15 protein-coding genes and 1 pseudogene are annotated in these 15,769 nt (G+C 69.6%); 10 read left to right on the top strand and 6 right to left on the bottom strand.

What is annotated here, in order from left to right:
- The first annotated feature begins 1 nt into the window (after position 1).
- The 6 genes from alaS to AB0L97_RS06485 all read left to right on the top strand — a co-directional run bounded on the left by alaS (position 2) and on the right by AB0L97_RS06485 (position 6,418).
- On the top strand, positions 2-2,671 hold the full coding sequence (gene alaS / locus AB0L97_RS06510; protein WP_364425850.1) for an alanine--tRNA ligase: 2,670 nt from the start codon (positions 2-4) through the stop codon (positions 2,669-2,671).
- Positions 2,671-3,234 carry a Holliday junction resolvase RuvX gene (gene ruvX, locus AB0L97_RS06505; protein ID WP_364425848.1) on the top strand — a complete coding sequence of 188 codons (564 nt, stop codon included), beginning with the start codon at positions 2,671-2,673 and terminating at the stop codon, positions 3,232-3,234. Before alaS ends, ruvX begins: the two co-directional genes overlap by 1 nt.
- Positions 3,231-4,733 carry an endolytic transglycosylase MltG gene (mltG, locus tag AB0L97_RS06500; RefSeq protein WP_356961687.1) on the top strand — a complete coding sequence of 501 codons (1,503 nt, stop codon included), beginning with the start codon at positions 3,231-3,233 and terminating at the stop codon, positions 4,731-4,733. Before ruvX ends, mltG begins: the two co-directional genes overlap by 4 nt.
- The gene (locus tag AB0L97_RS06495; RefSeq protein WP_364425845.1) at positions 4,723-5,541 is read left to right on the top strand and encodes a shikimate dehydrogenase; all 819 of its coding nucleotides are present in this window, start codon (positions 4,723-4,725) and stop codon (positions 5,539-5,541) included. The genes mltG and AB0L97_RS06495 overlap by 11 nt, the downstream gene beginning before the upstream one ends.
- Before the next feature lie 122 nt (positions 5,542-5,663).
- Positions 5,664-5,888 (top strand): hypothetical protein, encoded by a 225-nt coding sequence (locus tag AB0L97_RS06490; RefSeq protein WP_355070580.1) that lies wholly within the window; start codon positions 5,664-5,666, stop codon positions 5,886-5,888.
- Between the two features lie 50 nt (positions 5,889-5,938).
- A complete protein-coding gene (locus tag AB0L97_RS06485; RefSeq protein WP_355070582.1) occupies positions 5,939-6,418 on the top strand; it encodes a B-4DMT family transporter in 480 nt (159 codons plus the stop codon).
- A 64-nt stretch (positions 6,419-6,482) separates the two neighbouring features.
- Here AB0L97_RS06485 and aroB read toward each other — a convergent pair whose 3' ends face one another.
- From aroB to AB0L97_RS06460, 5 genes and pseudogenes are all read right to left on the bottom strand, one after another.
- Positions 6,483-7,604 carry a 3-dehydroquinate synthase gene (gene aroB, locus AB0L97_RS06480; protein WP_355070584.1) on the bottom strand — a complete coding sequence of 374 codons (1,122 nt, stop codon included), beginning with the start codon at positions 7,602-7,604 and terminating at the stop codon, positions 6,483-6,485.
- 263 nt (positions 7,605-7,867) lie between these two features.
- A pseudogene (locus tag AB0L97_RS06475) lies at positions 7,868-8,488 on the bottom strand (shikimate kinase); the annotation flags it as partial.
- On the bottom strand, positions 8,485-9,693 hold the full coding sequence (gene aroC, locus AB0L97_RS06470) for a chorismate synthase (RefSeq protein WP_355071043.1): 1,209 nt from the start codon (positions 9,691-9,693) through the stop codon (positions 8,485-8,487). The gene aroC and the pseudogene AB0L97_RS06475, both read right to left, overlap by 4 nt.
- Before the next feature lie 96 nt (positions 9,694-9,789).
- Complete coding sequence (locus AB0L97_RS06465; RefSeq protein ID WP_364425842.1) at positions 9,790-10,671, bottom strand: universal stress protein; 882 nt, start codon at positions 10,669-10,671, stop codon at positions 9,790-9,792.
- 211 nt (positions 10,672-10,882) lie between these two features.
- Positions 10,883-11,356 (bottom strand): prepilin peptidase, encoded by a 474-nt coding sequence (locus AB0L97_RS06460; protein ID WP_364425840.1) that lies wholly within the window; start codon positions 11,354-11,356, stop codon positions 10,883-10,885.
- A 223-nt stretch (positions 11,357-11,579) separates the two neighbouring features.
- Here AB0L97_RS06460 and AB0L97_RS06455 point away from each other — a divergent pair, with 223 nt between their 5' ends.
- The 4 genes from AB0L97_RS06455 to AB0L97_RS06440 are packed head-to-tail and all read left to right on the top strand — an operon-like array spanning position 11,580 to position 14,123.
- Positions 11,580-12,707 (top strand): Xaa-Pro peptidase family protein, encoded by a 1,128-nt coding sequence (locus AB0L97_RS06455; RefSeq protein WP_364425838.1) that lies wholly within the window; start codon positions 11,580-11,582, stop codon positions 12,705-12,707.
- 48 nt (positions 12,708-12,755) lie between these two features.
- A complete protein-coding gene (efp, locus tag AB0L97_RS06450; RefSeq protein ID WP_355070592.1) occupies positions 12,756-13,319 on the top strand; it encodes an elongation factor P in 564 nt (187 codons plus the stop codon).
- Positions 13,320-13,353: 34 nt separating this feature from the next.
- Positions 13,354-13,863, top strand: coding sequence for a transcription antitermination factor NusB (gene nusB, locus AB0L97_RS06445; RefSeq protein ID WP_364425835.1), 510 nt, complete (start codon positions 13,354-13,356; stop codon positions 13,861-13,863).
- Positions 13,860-14,123 carry a YciI family protein gene (locus AB0L97_RS06440; RefSeq protein ID WP_364425833.1) on the top strand — a complete coding sequence of 88 codons (264 nt, stop codon included), beginning with the start codon at positions 13,860-13,862 and terminating at the stop codon, positions 14,121-14,123. The genes nusB and AB0L97_RS06440 overlap by 4 nt, the downstream gene beginning before the upstream one ends.
- 280 nt (positions 14,124-14,403) lie before the next feature.
- Here the strand turns inward: AB0L97_RS06440 and AB0L97_RS06435 are convergent, their stop codons facing one another.
- On the bottom strand, positions 14,404-15,720 hold the full coding sequence (locus tag AB0L97_RS06435; protein WP_364425831.1) for an SLC13 family permease: 1,317 nt from the start codon (positions 15,718-15,720) through the stop codon (positions 14,404-14,406).
- Positions 15,721-15,769: the final 49 nt, after the last annotated feature.

Raw genomic sequence — 15,769 nt, 5'->3', positions numbered from 1 at the left:
CGTGCAGACCCACGAGATTCGACGGCGTTTCCTGGACCATTTCCTCCGTGCCGGCCATACCGAGGTGCCGAGTGCCTCGCTGATCCTGGCCGACCCGAACCTGCTGTTCGTCAACGCGGGCATGGTCCAGTTCAAGCCGTACTTCCTGGGTCAGGAGGCGCCGCCCTACCCGCGGGCGACCAGCGTGCAGAAATGCGTGCGAACCGGCGATATCGAAGAGGTCGGCGTCACCACGCGGCACAACACCTTCTTCCAGATGGCGGGCAACTTCTCCTTCGGTGATTACTTCAAGGAGGGGGCGATCACCCTCGCCTGGGAGCTGATCTCCAAGCCGCAGGACGACGGCGGTTACGGGTTCGATCCCGAGCGGATCTGGGTGACCGTGTACCAGGACGACCCGGAGGCCGCCGAGATCTGGAAGCGGGTCGCGGGGATCCCCGAGGAGCGCATCCAGTTCCGCGACGGCAAGGACAACTACTGGGACATGGGCGTGCCCGGCCCCGGCGGACCCTGCTCGGAGATCTACTACGACCGCGGCCCCGAGTACGGCCGCGACGGCGGGCCGGTCGCCGACGAGGACCGCTACCTCGAGATCTGGAACCTCGTGTTCATGCAGGACATCCGCGGTGAGTTGAGCCCCAAACTCGGGCACTCGCCGGTCGGGTCGCTGCCGAAGAAGAACATCGACACCGGCATGGGGGTCGAGCGCATCGCGCTGCTGCTGCAGGGCGTGGACAACGTCTACGAGACCGACCTGCTGCGCCCGATCATCGACAAGGCCGAGGAACTGACCGGACGCTCCTACGGCGTCCAGCACGAGGACGACGTCCGCTTCCGCGTGATCGCCGACCATGCTCGCACCGCCGCCATGCTGATCGCCGACGGCGTGAACCCGGGCAACGACGGCCGCGGGTACGTGCTGCGCCGCCTGCTGCGCCGCATCGTGCGCTCGGCCCGCCTGCTCGGCGCCGAGAAGCCGGTGATGAGCGAGTTCATGAAGGTCGTCAGCGACCTGATGGCCCCGTCCTACCCGGAGCTGGCCACCGACTTCCGCCGCATCGAGACCGTCGCGGTCGGCGAGGAGACGGCGTTCCTGAAGACGCTGAACACGGGCTCCACCCTGTTCGACAACACCGCCGCCGCGGTGAAGGCCCACGGCGGCAGCACGATCGCCGGGTCCGACGCGTTCACCCTGCACGACACCTACGGCTTCCCGATCGATCTGACGCTGGAGATGGCCGCGGAGGCCGGGCTGTCGGTCGACGAAGAGGGCTTCCGCTCGCTCATGTCCGAGCAGCGTCAGCGGGCCAAGGAGGACGCGCAGGCGCGCAAGCACGCCCACGCCGACCTCACGATCTACAAGGAACTGGTCGACCGCGGCGCCACCGAGTTCACCGGCTTCGACGAGCTCACCTCCGAGGCCACCGTGCTCGCCCTGATCGCCGACGGCGTGCGGGTGCCGACGGCGACCGTGGGGCAGGACGTCGAGGTCATCCTGGACCGCAGCCCGCTCTACGCCGAGGCGGGCGGCCAGATCGCCGACCGCGGCTCCATCACCGCCTCGTCGGGATTGAAGCTGCGCGTGAACGACGTGCAGAAGATCGCCAAGAAGCTGTGGGTGCACAAGACCACGGTGGAGCACGGCCAGATCACCGAGGGCGACGTCGTGCTGGCGCAGGCCGACCCGTCCTGGCGGCGGGGTGCCACGCAGGGCCATTCCGGTACGCACATGGTGCATGCCGCCCTCCGGCAGGTGCTCGGCCCGAACGCCGTGCAGGCCGGTTCGCTGAACAAGCCGGGCTACCTGCGTTTCGACTTCAACTGGCAGGGCCAGCTGTCCGAGCAGCAGAAAGCCGACATCGAGGCCGTCTCCAACGACGCGGTCGGCGCCGACTTCCCGGTGAACACCTTCGTCACCGATCTGCCGAAGGCCAAGCAGATGGGCGCGCTGGCCTTGTTCGGCGAGAACTACGGCAACGAAGTGCGCGTGGTGGAGATCGGCGGCCCGTTCTCGATGGAGCTGTGCGGTGGCACGCACGTACAGCATTCCTCGCAGATCGGCCCGATCACGGTGCTCGGCGAGTCGTCGGTCGGCTCCGGCGTGCGTCGCGTGGAGGCGTTCGTCGGCTTGGATTCCTACGCGTACCTGGCCAAGGAGCGCGCGCTGCTGGCCGGTGTCGCCTCCGCGCTCAAGGTGCCCTCCGACGAGGTGCCCGCTCGCGTCGAGCAGCTGGTGGAGCGGCTCAAGGTGGCCGAGAAGGAGCTCGAGCGCACGAAGATGGCCGCCGTGCTGTCCTCGGCGGGCGAGTTCGTCGAGAAGGCCGAGCGGATCGGCCGGCTGCTGCTGGTCGCCGTGGCCGCGCCGGAGGGCGTGTCCGCGGGCGATCTGCGCACGCTGGCCACCGACATCCGCGGCCGGTTCGGCAGCGAGCCCGCCGTGGTGGTACTGCTCGGCAACGCCGACGGCAAGGTGCCGTTCGTGGTCGCGGTGAACAAGCCCGCTCAGGAGCTCGGCATCAAGGCGGGCGATCTGGTCGGTAGCTTCGGCCCGAGTATCGCGGGACGAGGCGGCGGCAAGCCGGAGATGGCGCAGGGCGCGGGCTCGGACCCGTCCGGCATTCCGGCCGGCCTGACCGCGGTCCGCGCGCGGGTGGCCGAACTCGCCGGGTGATGGGCGGCCCAGCGGAACCGGAGCGGTCGGCGCCCCGCGGCGCCGACCGGCCGCATCCGGCCACCGACCCCGGTCGGGGCAGGCGGATCGGGGTCGACGTCGGCAGTGTCCGGATCGGGGTCGCCGCGAGCGATCCCGACGGCATCCTCGCCACCCCGGTGGAGACCGTGCCGCGCGCGAAACCGTCCCGGCGATCGGCTGCCGCACCCGATATCGAAAGAATTGCCGAAATTGTGCGGGAGTACGAGGCAGTCGAGGTAATCGTCGGATTGCCGCGAACATTACGCGGGGAGAAAGGCACTGCGGCTACGCTGGCCAGCGCATTCGCTGAGCGATTGCGGGCTGCTGTCGGGCCGGTGCCGGTCCGGCTTTCCGACGAACGTTTGACTACGGTGTCAGCTGCACGTGCATTGCGGGACAGTGGAGTTCGCGCGCGTGGCCAGCGGCAGATGATCGATCAGGCGGCGGCCGTGTCGATCCTGCAAGGATGGTTGGACGAACGGAGTGCGGTGTTGAGGTCGGTGGAAGCGGGACGTCCTGCGTCGTCCGGGGACGATGCATGACGGATCGGTGGGCGCGGGCCGAGGAACTGTTCCGACAGCGCGAAGCTGATCGGCGTTACCGGAGAGACGACCGGGCCTGGGGCGAGTACGACGGCGACCGGTACGACGACTACGACGACGACACGACCGTCATCCCCCGCTACGTCGACGACGAGGAAGAGCCGGAGCCCGCGCCGCCGCCACCGGCCCCACGGCGTGGCGGACAGCGCCCCAGGACGACGCGTGTCGAGGAGCCGCGCCGCTCGAAGCGCGCGGAGTCGAAACGTGCCCGGCCCGAGCGCTCCGGCCGCTCGCAGCGCGGCAAGCGATCCAGGGTCGCCTCTCGCAAAGCCGCCGAGCGCAAGAAGCGCCGCCGCAACCTATGGTTCGTCGCGGGTGTCTTCATCCTTCTCTTCGCCGGCGCCGTGATCTTCGCCGGGATGAAGCTGGTCGCCAGTATGGCTCCGCCGAAAGACTTCGCGGGACCAGGGGGACCGCTGGTGGTGGTGCAGGTGCATCCGGGCGACACCTCCCAGCAGATCGCGTCGACGATGGTCGAGCGCGGCGTCGTGGCGAGCTCGGGCGCGTTCTTCCAAGCGGCCGTGCGCAATTCGAACATGAACACGGTGCAGCCCGGCTTCTACGCGATCCCCAGCCAGAGCCCCGCCGCCGAGGCGGTGTCGGCGCTGGTGAGCAAGTCCTCGCGGGTCGGCAATCTGGTCGTCTCCGAGGGACGGCTGCTGCACGACCAACACGACATGAGCACCGGCGGGCGGTACGACGGCATCTACCGCAAGATCGCGGAGGCCAGCTGCATCGGCACGGGCACCAATCAGAAGTGCGTGAGCTACGAACAGCTCGATGCCGCGGGCGCGAGCCTGGACCTGGCCGCGCTCGGAGTGCCGGCATGGGCGATCCAGGGTGTCAAGGACTGCCCGGACCGGACACGGCAGCTGGAGGGCCTGATCGCCGCGGGCACATGGGATTTCGATCCGAGCGGGACGCCTGCGGAGATCCTGCGGCAATTGGTGACCGCGAGTGCCAAGAGCTATGAGTCCACCGGACTGCTGCAGTCCGGCGCCGACACGAAACTGACGCCGTACCAGACGCTGGTCGCCGCCTCGCTGGTGGAACGCGAGGCGAAGCCCCAGGACATGGGCAAGGTGGCACGGGTGATCGTGAACCGGCTGCGGGTCGATCAGATGCTGCAGTTCGACTCGACGGTGAACTACACCCTGGATCGCACCGAGGTGGCGACCACCGACGCCGACCGCGCCCAGGAAACCGCCTGGAACACCTATGCGATGCGTGGCCTGCCCAAGACTCCGATCGCCGCGCCGTCGTTGAACGCTCTGCGTGCCATGGAGAATCCGGAGCAGGGGCCGTGGCTGTACTTCGTCACCGTCGACAAGCAGGGCACCACCCTGTTCACCGACGACTATCAGGAGCATCTGCGCCTGATCGCACGGGCGCAGCGCAGCGGCATCCTCGACAGTTCCAAGGACAGCGGTGGCCGGTAATCGCAAGGCGGCGGTGCTCGGGACGCCGATCGCGCACTCGCGATCGCCACAGCTGCACTTGGCCGCGTACCGCGCGCTCGGATTGGATTGGAGCTACGAGCGCATCGAATGCTCGGCGGAGCAGCTGCCCGGGCTGGTCGACGGGCTCGGGCCGGAATGGGTCGGGCTTTCGGTGACCATGCCCGGCAAGGAAGCGGCACTGGCCTACGCCGATGAGCGCACCGACCGGGCCGTGTTGGTCGGATCGGCCAACACCTTGGTCCGCCGCGACGCGGGCTGGCTGGCCGACTGCACCGACGTGGACGGTGTGCTCGGAGCGCTCCGCGGCGGTGGTGTCACCGACCTGACCGAGGGCGTGGTGCTGGGGGCGGGCGGCACCGCGCGGCCCGCCCTGCTGGCGTTGTCGGAGCTGGGCGCGAAGTCGGTGACCGTGGTCGCCCGGGACGCCGGGCGGGCGCGCGGCGCGCTGGAACTCGCCGAGCGGCTGGGGATGATCGCGTCGCTGGCCGGTTTCGATGCCGGGGCGCTGCGTACGATCTGCGCGGCCGCGGGAGCCGTGGTGAGCACCATTCCCGCCACGGCGGCGGCGGTGGTCGCCCCCGCGGTAGCCGAGGCGCCGGTGGTGCTCGACGCGATCTACAACCCCTGGCCCACCCCGCTGGCCGAGGCGGTGGCCCGGTCCGGGCACACGGTGGTCAGTGGTCTGCAGATGCTGCTGAACCAGGCGTATGGGCAGGTCGAGCTGTTCACCGGGCAGGCAGCGCCGCGCGCGGAGATGGCGGCGGCGCTGGACGAGGGGCGTCGATAGCCTTCTCACCAGCGGTGCGTCTCTGCTCTTTCCGCTGTCGTGATCGCCGGTTATGCTGTCCTCCAACGCGTTTCAACGGGAGGGGTAGCGTTGTGTTGATTCGACTCGGAGTCACCGTCGCGATGGGGATCGCGGCATCCGCGTTCGTCTTCGCCGGACAGTCGGCGGCGAAAGCCGATGGCTGCGCATCGGCGCAGCCGACTTGGGGGTTCCAGTGCGTGGCCGCGGCGTCGAACGTCGCGCTGGCGAACTGCATGAAAGAGGCGCCGCTGTGGCACAAAGACGGGAAGTGCATTCAGCGGAACGACGGTAGCGGTAGGTACGACCTCTGGATTCCATCCAACTGAGACACGCAGGGCCGTAGTCGCTGCCGAGAAACACGGCTATGGTGTTTCGCATGAATGCTTGGTTGTTGCGGGCCGTCGTGCTCGGCGCGCTGGTGGTGGCGTTGCGTGCCGGGCTCGGGTTCGCGATGGTGTACTGGCCGACACACGGGGCACTGATGCGCATCCTGTGCCTGGTCGTGCTGGTCGCGGCCATCGCGGCCTGGGGTGTGCTGGACGGTCGCAGGGACCGCGTCGAGAGCGGGGACGCCGAACGCGGCGCCGATCTGACCATGATGTGGCTGAAGGCCGCCGTTGTGGGTGGTGTCGGCAGCGGCCTGGCGTCCTGGATCCTGGACTGGGCTCCCCGGTTCGATCTCGGTGACAACGGCCTGCTGTTCGAACTCACGGCGGGCGCGGCGTTCATCATCCTGCTGATCTTCGTGCCCGCGCTGATCGGTGTCGGCGTCGGCCGGATGCTGGCCGAGCGGCAGAACGGCAAGGGGCGCTCCACCCCGCCGTCGCTGTACTCCGCCGCGGGCAGCGCGATCTGATTCCACGAGAAAACGGCGCGCCCGCAGCGGGCGCGCCGTTTTCGTCTCTCGCGGCCGCCGCGGGCTAGAGCAGCACCGCGCCGCCGCTCGGACTGTCCTCCCGCGCGATCGCCGAGTAAGCGGCGGCCAGCAGGGCGGGATCGGGTCCTTCCAAGCGTCCGGGTTTGGCCAGGCCGTCGAGCACGACGAAGCGCAGCACGCCGGAGCGGGTCTTCTTGTCCGTCTGCATGGCGTCCAGCAGCTGAGGCAGCGCGTCGGCGTCGTAGCTGGTCGGCAGGCCGACGGCGGACAGGATCGCGCGATGACGGTCGGCGGTGGCGTCATCGAGACGACCCGCGAGACGACCGAGCTCGGCGGCGAACACCAGTCCGACGGAGACCGCGGCGCCGTGCCGCCACCGGTAACGCTCCCGCCGTTCGATCGCGTGCCCCAGGGTGTGACCGTAGTTCAGGATCTCGCGGAGGCTGGATTCCTTCAGATCGGCGGCGACGACGTCGGCTTTCACCTGGATCGCGCGACGGATCAGCTCTGGCAGCACCTCGCCGGACGGGTCGAGGGCGGCCTCCGGGTCGCGCTCCACCAGCTCCAGGATCACCGGGTCGGCGATGAAACCGGCTTTGATGATCTCCGCCATGCCCGCGACGATCTCGTTGCGCGGCACCGTCTCCAGGGTGGCCAGGTCGACCAGCACGGCGGCCGGCTCGTGGAAGCAGCCGACGAGATTCTTGCCCGCCTCGGTGTTGATGCCGGTCTTGCCGCCGACCGCCGCATCGACCATCGCCAGCAGCGTGGTCGGCACGTGCACGATCCGCACCCCGCGCATCCAGGTGGCGGCGACGAAACCGGCCAGATCGGTCGCCGCGCCGCCGCCGAGGCTGACCACGACGTCGTTGCGGGTCAGGCCGATACGCCCCAGCACCTCCCAGCAGAAGCCGGCGACCGCGAGTTCCTTGCCCGCCTCGGCGTCCGGGATCTCGATCCGGTGCGCGTCGATACCGGTGTCGGCCAGCGCCTTTCGCACCACTTCGGCGGTCTCGGTGAGCGGCGGCTGATGGAAGACGGCCACGGTGCGCACACCTTTGGTCGCGCTGTGGACGGACTCGACGAGTTCGCCGAGCAACCCGCGGCCGATGATCACCTGGTACGGGTCGGCGGTCCGGACTTCGAGACGACTCGGCTCTGTCACGTGGCTTGCTCCGATTCTGTTGTTGCTGTTGTCGACTGCTGCCGCGCCCGGGAGCGGGCGCGGCGTGCGCGGGCGCGCCGGGATCGGCTGCCCGCCGCCGTCTCCCCGTTGCCCGCCCCGCCCTCGGCGTCGGGTTCGCTCGTGACGCTCCTGCGGCTGCGCCGGGAGCGCACCGTGGCGGTAACCGCCGCTTCCGCCGCGGCGCCGGTCGCGGTGTCGGTGGTCTCGGACTGATCGGCGGTCTTGCGCCGCGCCGCCGCTCTTGCTCTCGCACGTCGGCGGGCCCGGGATCGGCTGCTGCCCTGCGGGATTCCGCTCGGCGGTGGCCGGAGATCCGTTTCGGCCGGTTCGACCGGCTCCATACCGAGCTTGGTCATGATCATCCGCACCACGCGGCCGGGACTGCGGCCGTCGGTACGAACCCGGACGGTCGCCACTTCCCGGTACAGCGGCCGACGGGTACGCATCAGTTCCCGGTACTTCGCGCCGGGGTCGGCGCCGTTGAGCAGCGGCCGCTGCGTGCTCGCGCCGGTGCGCCGAAGACCCTCCGCGATACTGATCTCCAGGTAGACGACGGTGCGGCCGCGCAGGAGTGCCCTGGTGTGCTCGGACAGCACGGCACCGCCGCCGAGCGAGACCACACCGCGTTCGGCGAGGACGGCGCGGCGCACCACCCGCTCCTCGATCCTGCGGAATTCGGGCTCACCGTCTTCGGCGAATATCTCCGGGATCGTGCGACCGGTCTCCCGCTCGATGCCGGCATCGGTGTCGTACAGCTCGACGCCGAGTTCCCTGGCGAGCTTGCGGCCGATCGTGGATTTCCCCGCCCCCGGCGGTCCGACCAGCACCACGCGCGGGGCGCGCGGATCGGTCTGCACGATCATTGCGACCGACTGTCCGCGGGCACGTGCGGGCGAGTGCTGATGCGCTTGACGTAGCTGGTGATGTTCTCGACGGTCTCGGTGAGCGAGTCGCCGCCGAACTTCTCCAGCGCGGCCTGCGCGACGACCAGCGCCACCATGGATTCGGCGACCACGCCCGCGGCGGGCACGGCGCAGACGTCCGAGCGCTGATGGATGGCGACGGCCTCGTCGCCGGTGGTCATGTCGACGGTGGACAGCGCGCGCGGCACCGTGGAGATCGGCTTCATGGCCGCGCGCACGCGCAGCGCCTCGCCGTTGGTCATGCCGCCTTCCAGTCCGCCGGCGCGGTTGGTGGAACGCAGCACGCCGTCGGGGCCGGGGCGCATCTCGTCGTGCGCCTGGCTGCCGCGGCGGCGCGCGGTCTCGAAACCGTCGCCGACCTCGACGCCCTTGATGGCCTGGATGCCCATCAGCGCGGCGGCGAGCCGCGCGTCCAGCCGGTTCTCGCCGCTGGTGAACGAGCCGAGGCCGACCGGAAGTCCCGCCACGACCACCTCGACAACGCCACCGAGGGTGTCGCCGTCCTTCTTGGCGGCCTCGATCTCCGCGATCATCGCGGCTTCGGCGTCCTTGTCGAAGGCACGCACCGGGCTCTCGTCCACCGCGGCGAGATCGGCGGCGCTCGGCACGAGGCCGGAAGTGTTCTGCGCCGCGCCGATCGACACGACGTGCGAGACGACCTCCGCGCCGAACGCCTGGCGCAGGAAATTGCGCGCGACGGTGCCCGCCGCGACGCGCGCGGCGGTCTCCCTGGCGCTGGCGCGCTCGAGCACGTTACGGGCGTCGTCGAAGTTGTACTTGAGCATGCCGGAGTAGTCGGCGTGCCCGGGCCTGGGCCTGGTCAAGGGTGCGTTGCGGGCCAGGTCGGCGAGTTCGGCCGGATCGACCGGATCGGCGGACATCACCGTGGTCCACTTCGGCCACTCGGAGTTGGCCACCTCGATGGCCACCGGGCCGCCCATGGTGCGCCCGTGCCGCACGCCGCCGATGACGGTGACCTTGTCGGCCTCGAACTTCATCCGGGCGCCGCGACCGTAGCCGAGCCTGCGACGGGCCAGCTGCGCGGAGATCTCGTCCGACGTGACCTCGACGCCTGCCACCATCCCCTCCAGGAGGGCGACGAGAGCGGGACCATGGGATTCTCCGGCAGTTATCCAACGCAGCACATTGTTCATCTTCCCATGTCGACGCCGGTGCTCCGGAACGTGGCCCGCCGTGACGAACCGCACGCCGGGGAGCCCGGGTACCGCGGGCCGAGGCGCTCAGCGGGCTATGACAATGGGGCGGTCCACCGAGCGGAGGAGCGCGTCACCGACCGAGCCGAACAGCAGTCGCCGCAAAGTTCCTCGGCCGCGGTTGCCCACCACCAGCAGCTGTCCGTCGCGGGAGCGTTCGAGCAACCCTCGCTCCGGACGGTCGCGGACGACCTCGCGCCGGATGGTCAGCTCCGGGTACTGCTCCTGCCAGCCGGCCAAGCTGGTCGCGAGCAACGCCTCTTCGGTCCGGCGCAGGGCGGCCCAGTCGGTGCCGATCGCGGCCAGCGGCTCGACCTCACCCCAGGTGTGCACGGCCACCAGTTCGACCCCGCGGAGCGACGCCTCGGTCGCGGCGACCCCGATGGCGGCCTGCTCGGCGGTGGAGCCGTCCACGCCGACGATCACCGGGTTGGTGGTCGCCCGGTCCCACAGCGGCGTCTCGGCGGGCACCACCGCCACGGGGCATTCGGCGTCCCTGGAGACGGCGGTGCTGACCGAGCCGAGGAGGACACGTTGGACGCGGCCGATCCCGCGGGTGCCGACCACGAGCATCGCCGCGCTCCGGGAGCGTTCGATGAGGGCGGTGGCGATGTGCGCCGTGCGGATCTCGGTGCCGATGGTGATGTCGCGCACGGTGTGCGCGGCCGCCACGGCGGCGTCCGCCGCGCGCTCGATCGCCTCGTCCGCCTCGCGCACCCGCAGCAGCGCCGCCGGACGCGGGGGATCGTCGTCGTCGGAGCCGAGCGAGGACTCCACGACGAGCGAGATGTGCAGCGGAGCGTCGTGCAGCGCGGCGGTCTGCGCCGCCCAGCGGACCGCGACGATCGATTGCTCCGAACCGTCGGTTCCCACGACGATCGGTCCCCGCGACGGATGCCTCGGATTCACTGGGCGGCTCCTTCTCGACGCTGCTTCCGCGGTACTGGCGCACTCGAGGGGCGACTTCTCCAAGGCGCCGCATCTCGAGCGCTGACGTGGCGGCGGGTCGGAAAGTCGTTGCCCGCGATTGATGCTACCGATGAATTGCTATTGATTTGCTGGCTTTGTGTGGCGTCCAGCGCGGTCCGGCGGCATTCTGGTGGCGTCGGGCGGAGCGGACTCAGGTCGAGTCGAAGACCGGCGACAGTAGGGCCAGCAATGTCGCCAGGCACATCGCAGGGCCGTGCGGCACGGTGAGCGCGCTGTCGCCCGGGTCGGCGGGGCGGGAGCCGAATGCGCGTCGGCAGACCAGTGCTCCGAGCGCGACGCATGCGGTGAGCGCCGGTGCTCCGAGTGCCGCCCAAACCCACGGACGGGCGCCGCCAAGGGCGGTCGCCCCGCCCAGCATCACCGCGAGCTTGACGTCGCCCGCGCCCAGCGCGGCGGGCGCGGCGAGGTGCACCAGCAGGTACGGCGCCGAAAGCAACAGCGCGCCCAGCAGAGCGGCGGTGAAATGCTTTGTGTGCAGGGCATATCCGAGCACGACCAGCGCTCCGGAGCCGGTCAGCCGGTTCGGGAGGCGTCCTTCACGCAGGTCGAACGTCGTCAGTGCCGCGCACCAGACGGTGAGCGCGGCGCACGCGAGTGGAGTCATGGCTCCACCTTCGCCCGGTTCCGGCGCGGGTCATCCGCTCCGGCCCGGAATGTGCACAACCGGTTCGGGTGTGAACAGGCTATGGGTCAGTAGTCCTCCGACTGTCGAGAAATGCTGGGCCGCAATGTTTTCGGGCGAAAATCGATGATTCGACAGCCGCGGACGGCCATGCCGATCACGCGTTGGCTGTCGGTGTGCGGTGTGTCGGCGGTAGTTTTGAGACATGTGTGCTGATCACCAGGGTCATGTGCCGGATTACGCGGCGCGGCGTGGCGCGCTGCGCAGCCTGCTGGTGGAGAACGGGGTGGACGCCCTGCTGGTCACCGATCTGGTAAATATCAGATATCTGACCGGGTTCACCGGCTCCAACGCGGCGTTGCTGGTGCATTCCTGGGACACGCGCACCGCCGAGGACCGGACCGTGATCGGCACCGACGGCCGGTATCGGACCCAGGTCGCCGAGCAGGTTCCCGATCTGCGGGCCGAGATCGCGCGCGCCGCCGCCCGGCGGATCGTGCAGCTGGCCGGTGAGTGGCAGGTCGGCCGGGTGGGTTTCGAAAGCCATGTGGTCACCGTCGACCAGCATCGCGGTTTCCTCGAACAGCGCACCGGCCTGGAGTTCGTCGCCTCGCCCGGGCTGGTGGAGCAGTTGCGCATGGTCAAGGACGCCTACGAAGTGGATCAGTTGCGGGCGGCCTGCGCGGCGGGCGATGCCGGTCTGGCCGCGCTGCTGGAGCGGGGCGGACTGCGTCCGGGCCGCACCGAGCGTCAGGTGGCCAGGGAACTGGAATGGGCCATGTTCGAACACGGCGCCGAAGCGGTTTCGTTCGAGACCATCGTGGCGACCGGCGTGAACTCGGCTGTCCCCCATCACCGCCCGACCGACGCCGTGCTGGCCGCGGGTGATTTCGTCAAACTGGACTTCGGCGCGGTGGTGGGCGGTTACCACTCCGACATGACCCGCACCTTCGTGCTCGGCGCGCCGACCGACTGGCAGCGCGAGGTGTACGCGCTGGTCGCCGAGGCGCAGCGGGCCGGGCGGGAGGCACTGCGCCCGGGGGTCCCGGTATCCGACGTGGACGCCGCGTCGCGGGCGGTGATCGAGGCGGCAGGGCACGGCAAGTTGTTCGTGCACGGCCTCGGCCACGGGGTCGGTCTGCAGATCCACGAAGCGCCCGGAATCGCGAAAACCGGAACCGGTACACTTCTGACTGGCGTGGCGGTGACCGTCGAACCAGGTGTGTACTTTCCCGGCCGCGGCGGGGTCCGGATCGAGGACACGCTCGTGGTGCGCGAAGGGGGCCCGGAGCTGCTCACCCACACCAGCAAAGACCTGACCGTCGTCGACTGACGCCGGTCTGCCCGAGACCAAGCGGTAGAACGAGGAGATCCGAAGACAGTGGCGGACACCAGCGACTTCAAGAACGGCCTTGTGCTGAAGATCGACGGTCAGCTCCAGCAGATCACCGAATTCCAGCACGTCAAGCCGGGCAAGGGCCCCGCGTTCGTGCGGACCAAGCTGAAGAACGTCGTGTCCGGCAAGGTGGTCGACAAGACCTTCAACGCCGGTGTGAAGGTGGAGACCGCGAACGTCGACCGCCGCGACATGACGTACCTGTACCACGACGGCACCGACTACGTCTTCATGGACGGCGAGACCTTCGACCAGATCTCGATCGCCGAGGAGACCATCGGCGACGGCGCCCGCTTCCTGCTGGAGAACATGACCGTGCAGGTCGCCACGCACGAGGGCGCGCCGCTGTACGTCGAGCTCCCGGTCTCGATCGAACTCGTGGTCCAGCACACCGACATCGGCCTGCAGGGTGACCGCTCCACCGGCGGCACGAAGCCCGCCACCCTGGAGACCGGCGCCGAGGTACAGGTCCCGCTGTTCATCAACACCGGCGACAAGCTGCGCATCGACTCGCGCGACGGCAGCTACCTCGGCCGGGTCAACGCCTGAGCCGCGGGCCGGCCGATCCCGGAATGATGTGACCGTGGCTGACCAGCCCGTGGACAAGAAGTCCACGTACAAGAAGCTCGGCGCGCGGCACAAGGCCCGCCGCCGTGCGGTCGACCTGCTGTTCGAGGCGGAGGCCAGGGACGTCGACGCCGCCGACCTGCTCGACGAGCGCGCCGAGCTCGCCGCCCGCGACCAGTCGGTCGCGCCGGTGCACGCCTACACCCGGACATTGGTCGAGGGTGTGGCCGACGATCTCGACCGGGTGGACGGAACGATCGAGTCGTACTTGCAGGACTGGACCTTGTCGCGGCTCCCGGCCGTGGATCGCGCGATCCTGCGCATCGCGGTCTGGGAGCTGTTCCACGCGAGCGACGTGCCTCCGGTCGTCGCCGTGGACGAGGCGGTGGAGCTGGCCAAGGAGCTGTCCACCGACGACTCCCCGTCCTTCCTGAACGGCGTGCTGGGGCAGGTCGTCCTGGTGGCGCCGCAGGTGCGCGCCGCCGCTGCCGCGACGAGGGCCCCCCGCCCGGAGTCCGAGGCGTGAACAAGTACCTCGTCCTGGCGATGCGCACACCGCGCTTCGATAACGCCGTGATCGAGCCGCACCGGCAGTTCCTGCAGTCGCTGCAGGAACTGGGGCAATTGCAGGAGAGCGGCCGCTTCACCGACGGCACCGGGGGCGCGTACATCATCTACGCCGAAAGCCTCGACGCCGCAAGGGAAATCGTGTTCACCGATCCGGTGCACACCACCGGGTCCTCGGAACTCACGATCTACGAGTGGGAAGTCACGGCGCCGAGCTGACTTCGACTGCGCGTCGGAGCCTGCGCGGGCTTCCCGGCTCGGTTCGCGTTCCTGCGCGGCGGCGTGAGGCGGGGCAACGCGACGTCCGTGCAACTCCTACCGGAGACCGCGCATGGCTCCCGCTGGTGGGTGTACGGATGCCCAGCGGGAGCACCGGAACTCGGGTTCCGCGCGCGGAGACCGAACCCGGACGTGCGCCTCGATCCGGCCTCGACAGTATCCTCGTACCTCGACCGCACTCGAGGTCAAGCGAGGCGCTGACTGGCGGGTGTCTCGGCGGCTAACTCGTCATCAGCAGCGCTGTGACCGCGCCTGCGGTGGCGACCGTCGCGAGCGCGGCACCGGTCAGGACGAAACGTCGCATGGGTACCCGTACGCCGTGCATGCGGCAGAACTCCAGGCACAGCAGTGTGGCGAGCGAGCCCCACGGCGTGACGATCGGGCCGACATTGGTGCCGATCAGCAACGCGAGGAGTTGATCGCTGTTCTGCGCGGGGATCACCGCCTCGCCCGCGGTGTAGGCGGGCAAATTGTTCGCGACATTGGACAGACCCGCACCCGCCGCGGCGGCTCGGAAAGCGCCGGACGCACCCGAGTCGGTGCCGATCAGAGCATGCATCGAGTCGCCGAGGCCGAATCGGCTCAGGGTGGGCACCACCAGGAACAATCCGACCACGAACACGAGCAGCTGCCACGGGATGAGCGAAAGCCGCAACGCGCCGCGATCGAACACGGCGAACGCCGCCAACGCGATGAGCGCCGCGACCGTCGCCGCGACGCCGATCCGGTCGCCGACGACGGGGATCGCGACGATGAACAACAGACAGGCCCCGGCTGTCGTGTAGAACAACGAGCGCTCCCGGAAGTTCACGGGCCGGATCGGCTCGGGCGGCACGTAGCGGTCGGTTTCCCGGCGTCCGCGCCGCCAATACCACACCCACAGGCACACCGTCGTCGCGGTGATCGAGACCATCTGCGGCGCCAGCATTCTGCTCGCGAATCCGGTCGCGGTCAGTGCCACCCGGTCGGCGGCGAGCAAATTCGTGAGATTGGAGACCGGTAGCAGCAGGCTCGCGGTGTTCGCCAGCCACAGGGTGGTCATGGCCAGCGGCAGTGGCGGGATCCGAGCGGGCGCGGCGAGTGCCAGCATGACCGGGGCGATGAGCACGGCTGTGGTGTCGAGGTTCAGCAGCACCGTGGTCGCGGAGGCGAACAGCACGCAGAGGCCGAACAGCGCCGGGTAATGGCCGCGACCGAGGATCGCGAGGCGATGGGCGATGGCGTCGAAGACCTTCGCCTGCCGGGTGAGCTCGGCCAGCACGATCACGCTTGCGAGAAACAGCAGTAACGGGCCGATGCGGCGCATGTTCGCGGCGGCCTCGTCGCGGGGCAGGAGCCCGGTGAGCACGCACAGCAGGCCGGCCGCGAGCAGGGCGAGCCGGACCCGGTCCAGGACGCTGAGCCGCCGCTCGGAGGTGGTCGCGGGCGGGTTCCGTGTGGAGGAATCGACCAGTTCGGGCACGAGTGCCATCATGGCAGCCCTTCGTTCGCGTTCCTTCCCGGCCGAGACGGGCCACGGCAGTCCTCGCTTACCCATTGAACGTACCGTTATTCGATGGTACGTTATGCGGGTCACACAGGTCGGA

Source organism: Nocardia sp. NPDC051911 (assembly GCF_040681035.1).
GTDB classification, from domain to species: Bacteria; Actinomycetota; Actinomycetes; order Mycobacteriales; family Mycobacteriaceae; genus Nocardia; species Nocardia sichangensis.
The sequence above is the reverse complement of the archived record's forward strand: the minus strand, read 5'-3'. Positions and strand labels throughout refer to the sequence as shown.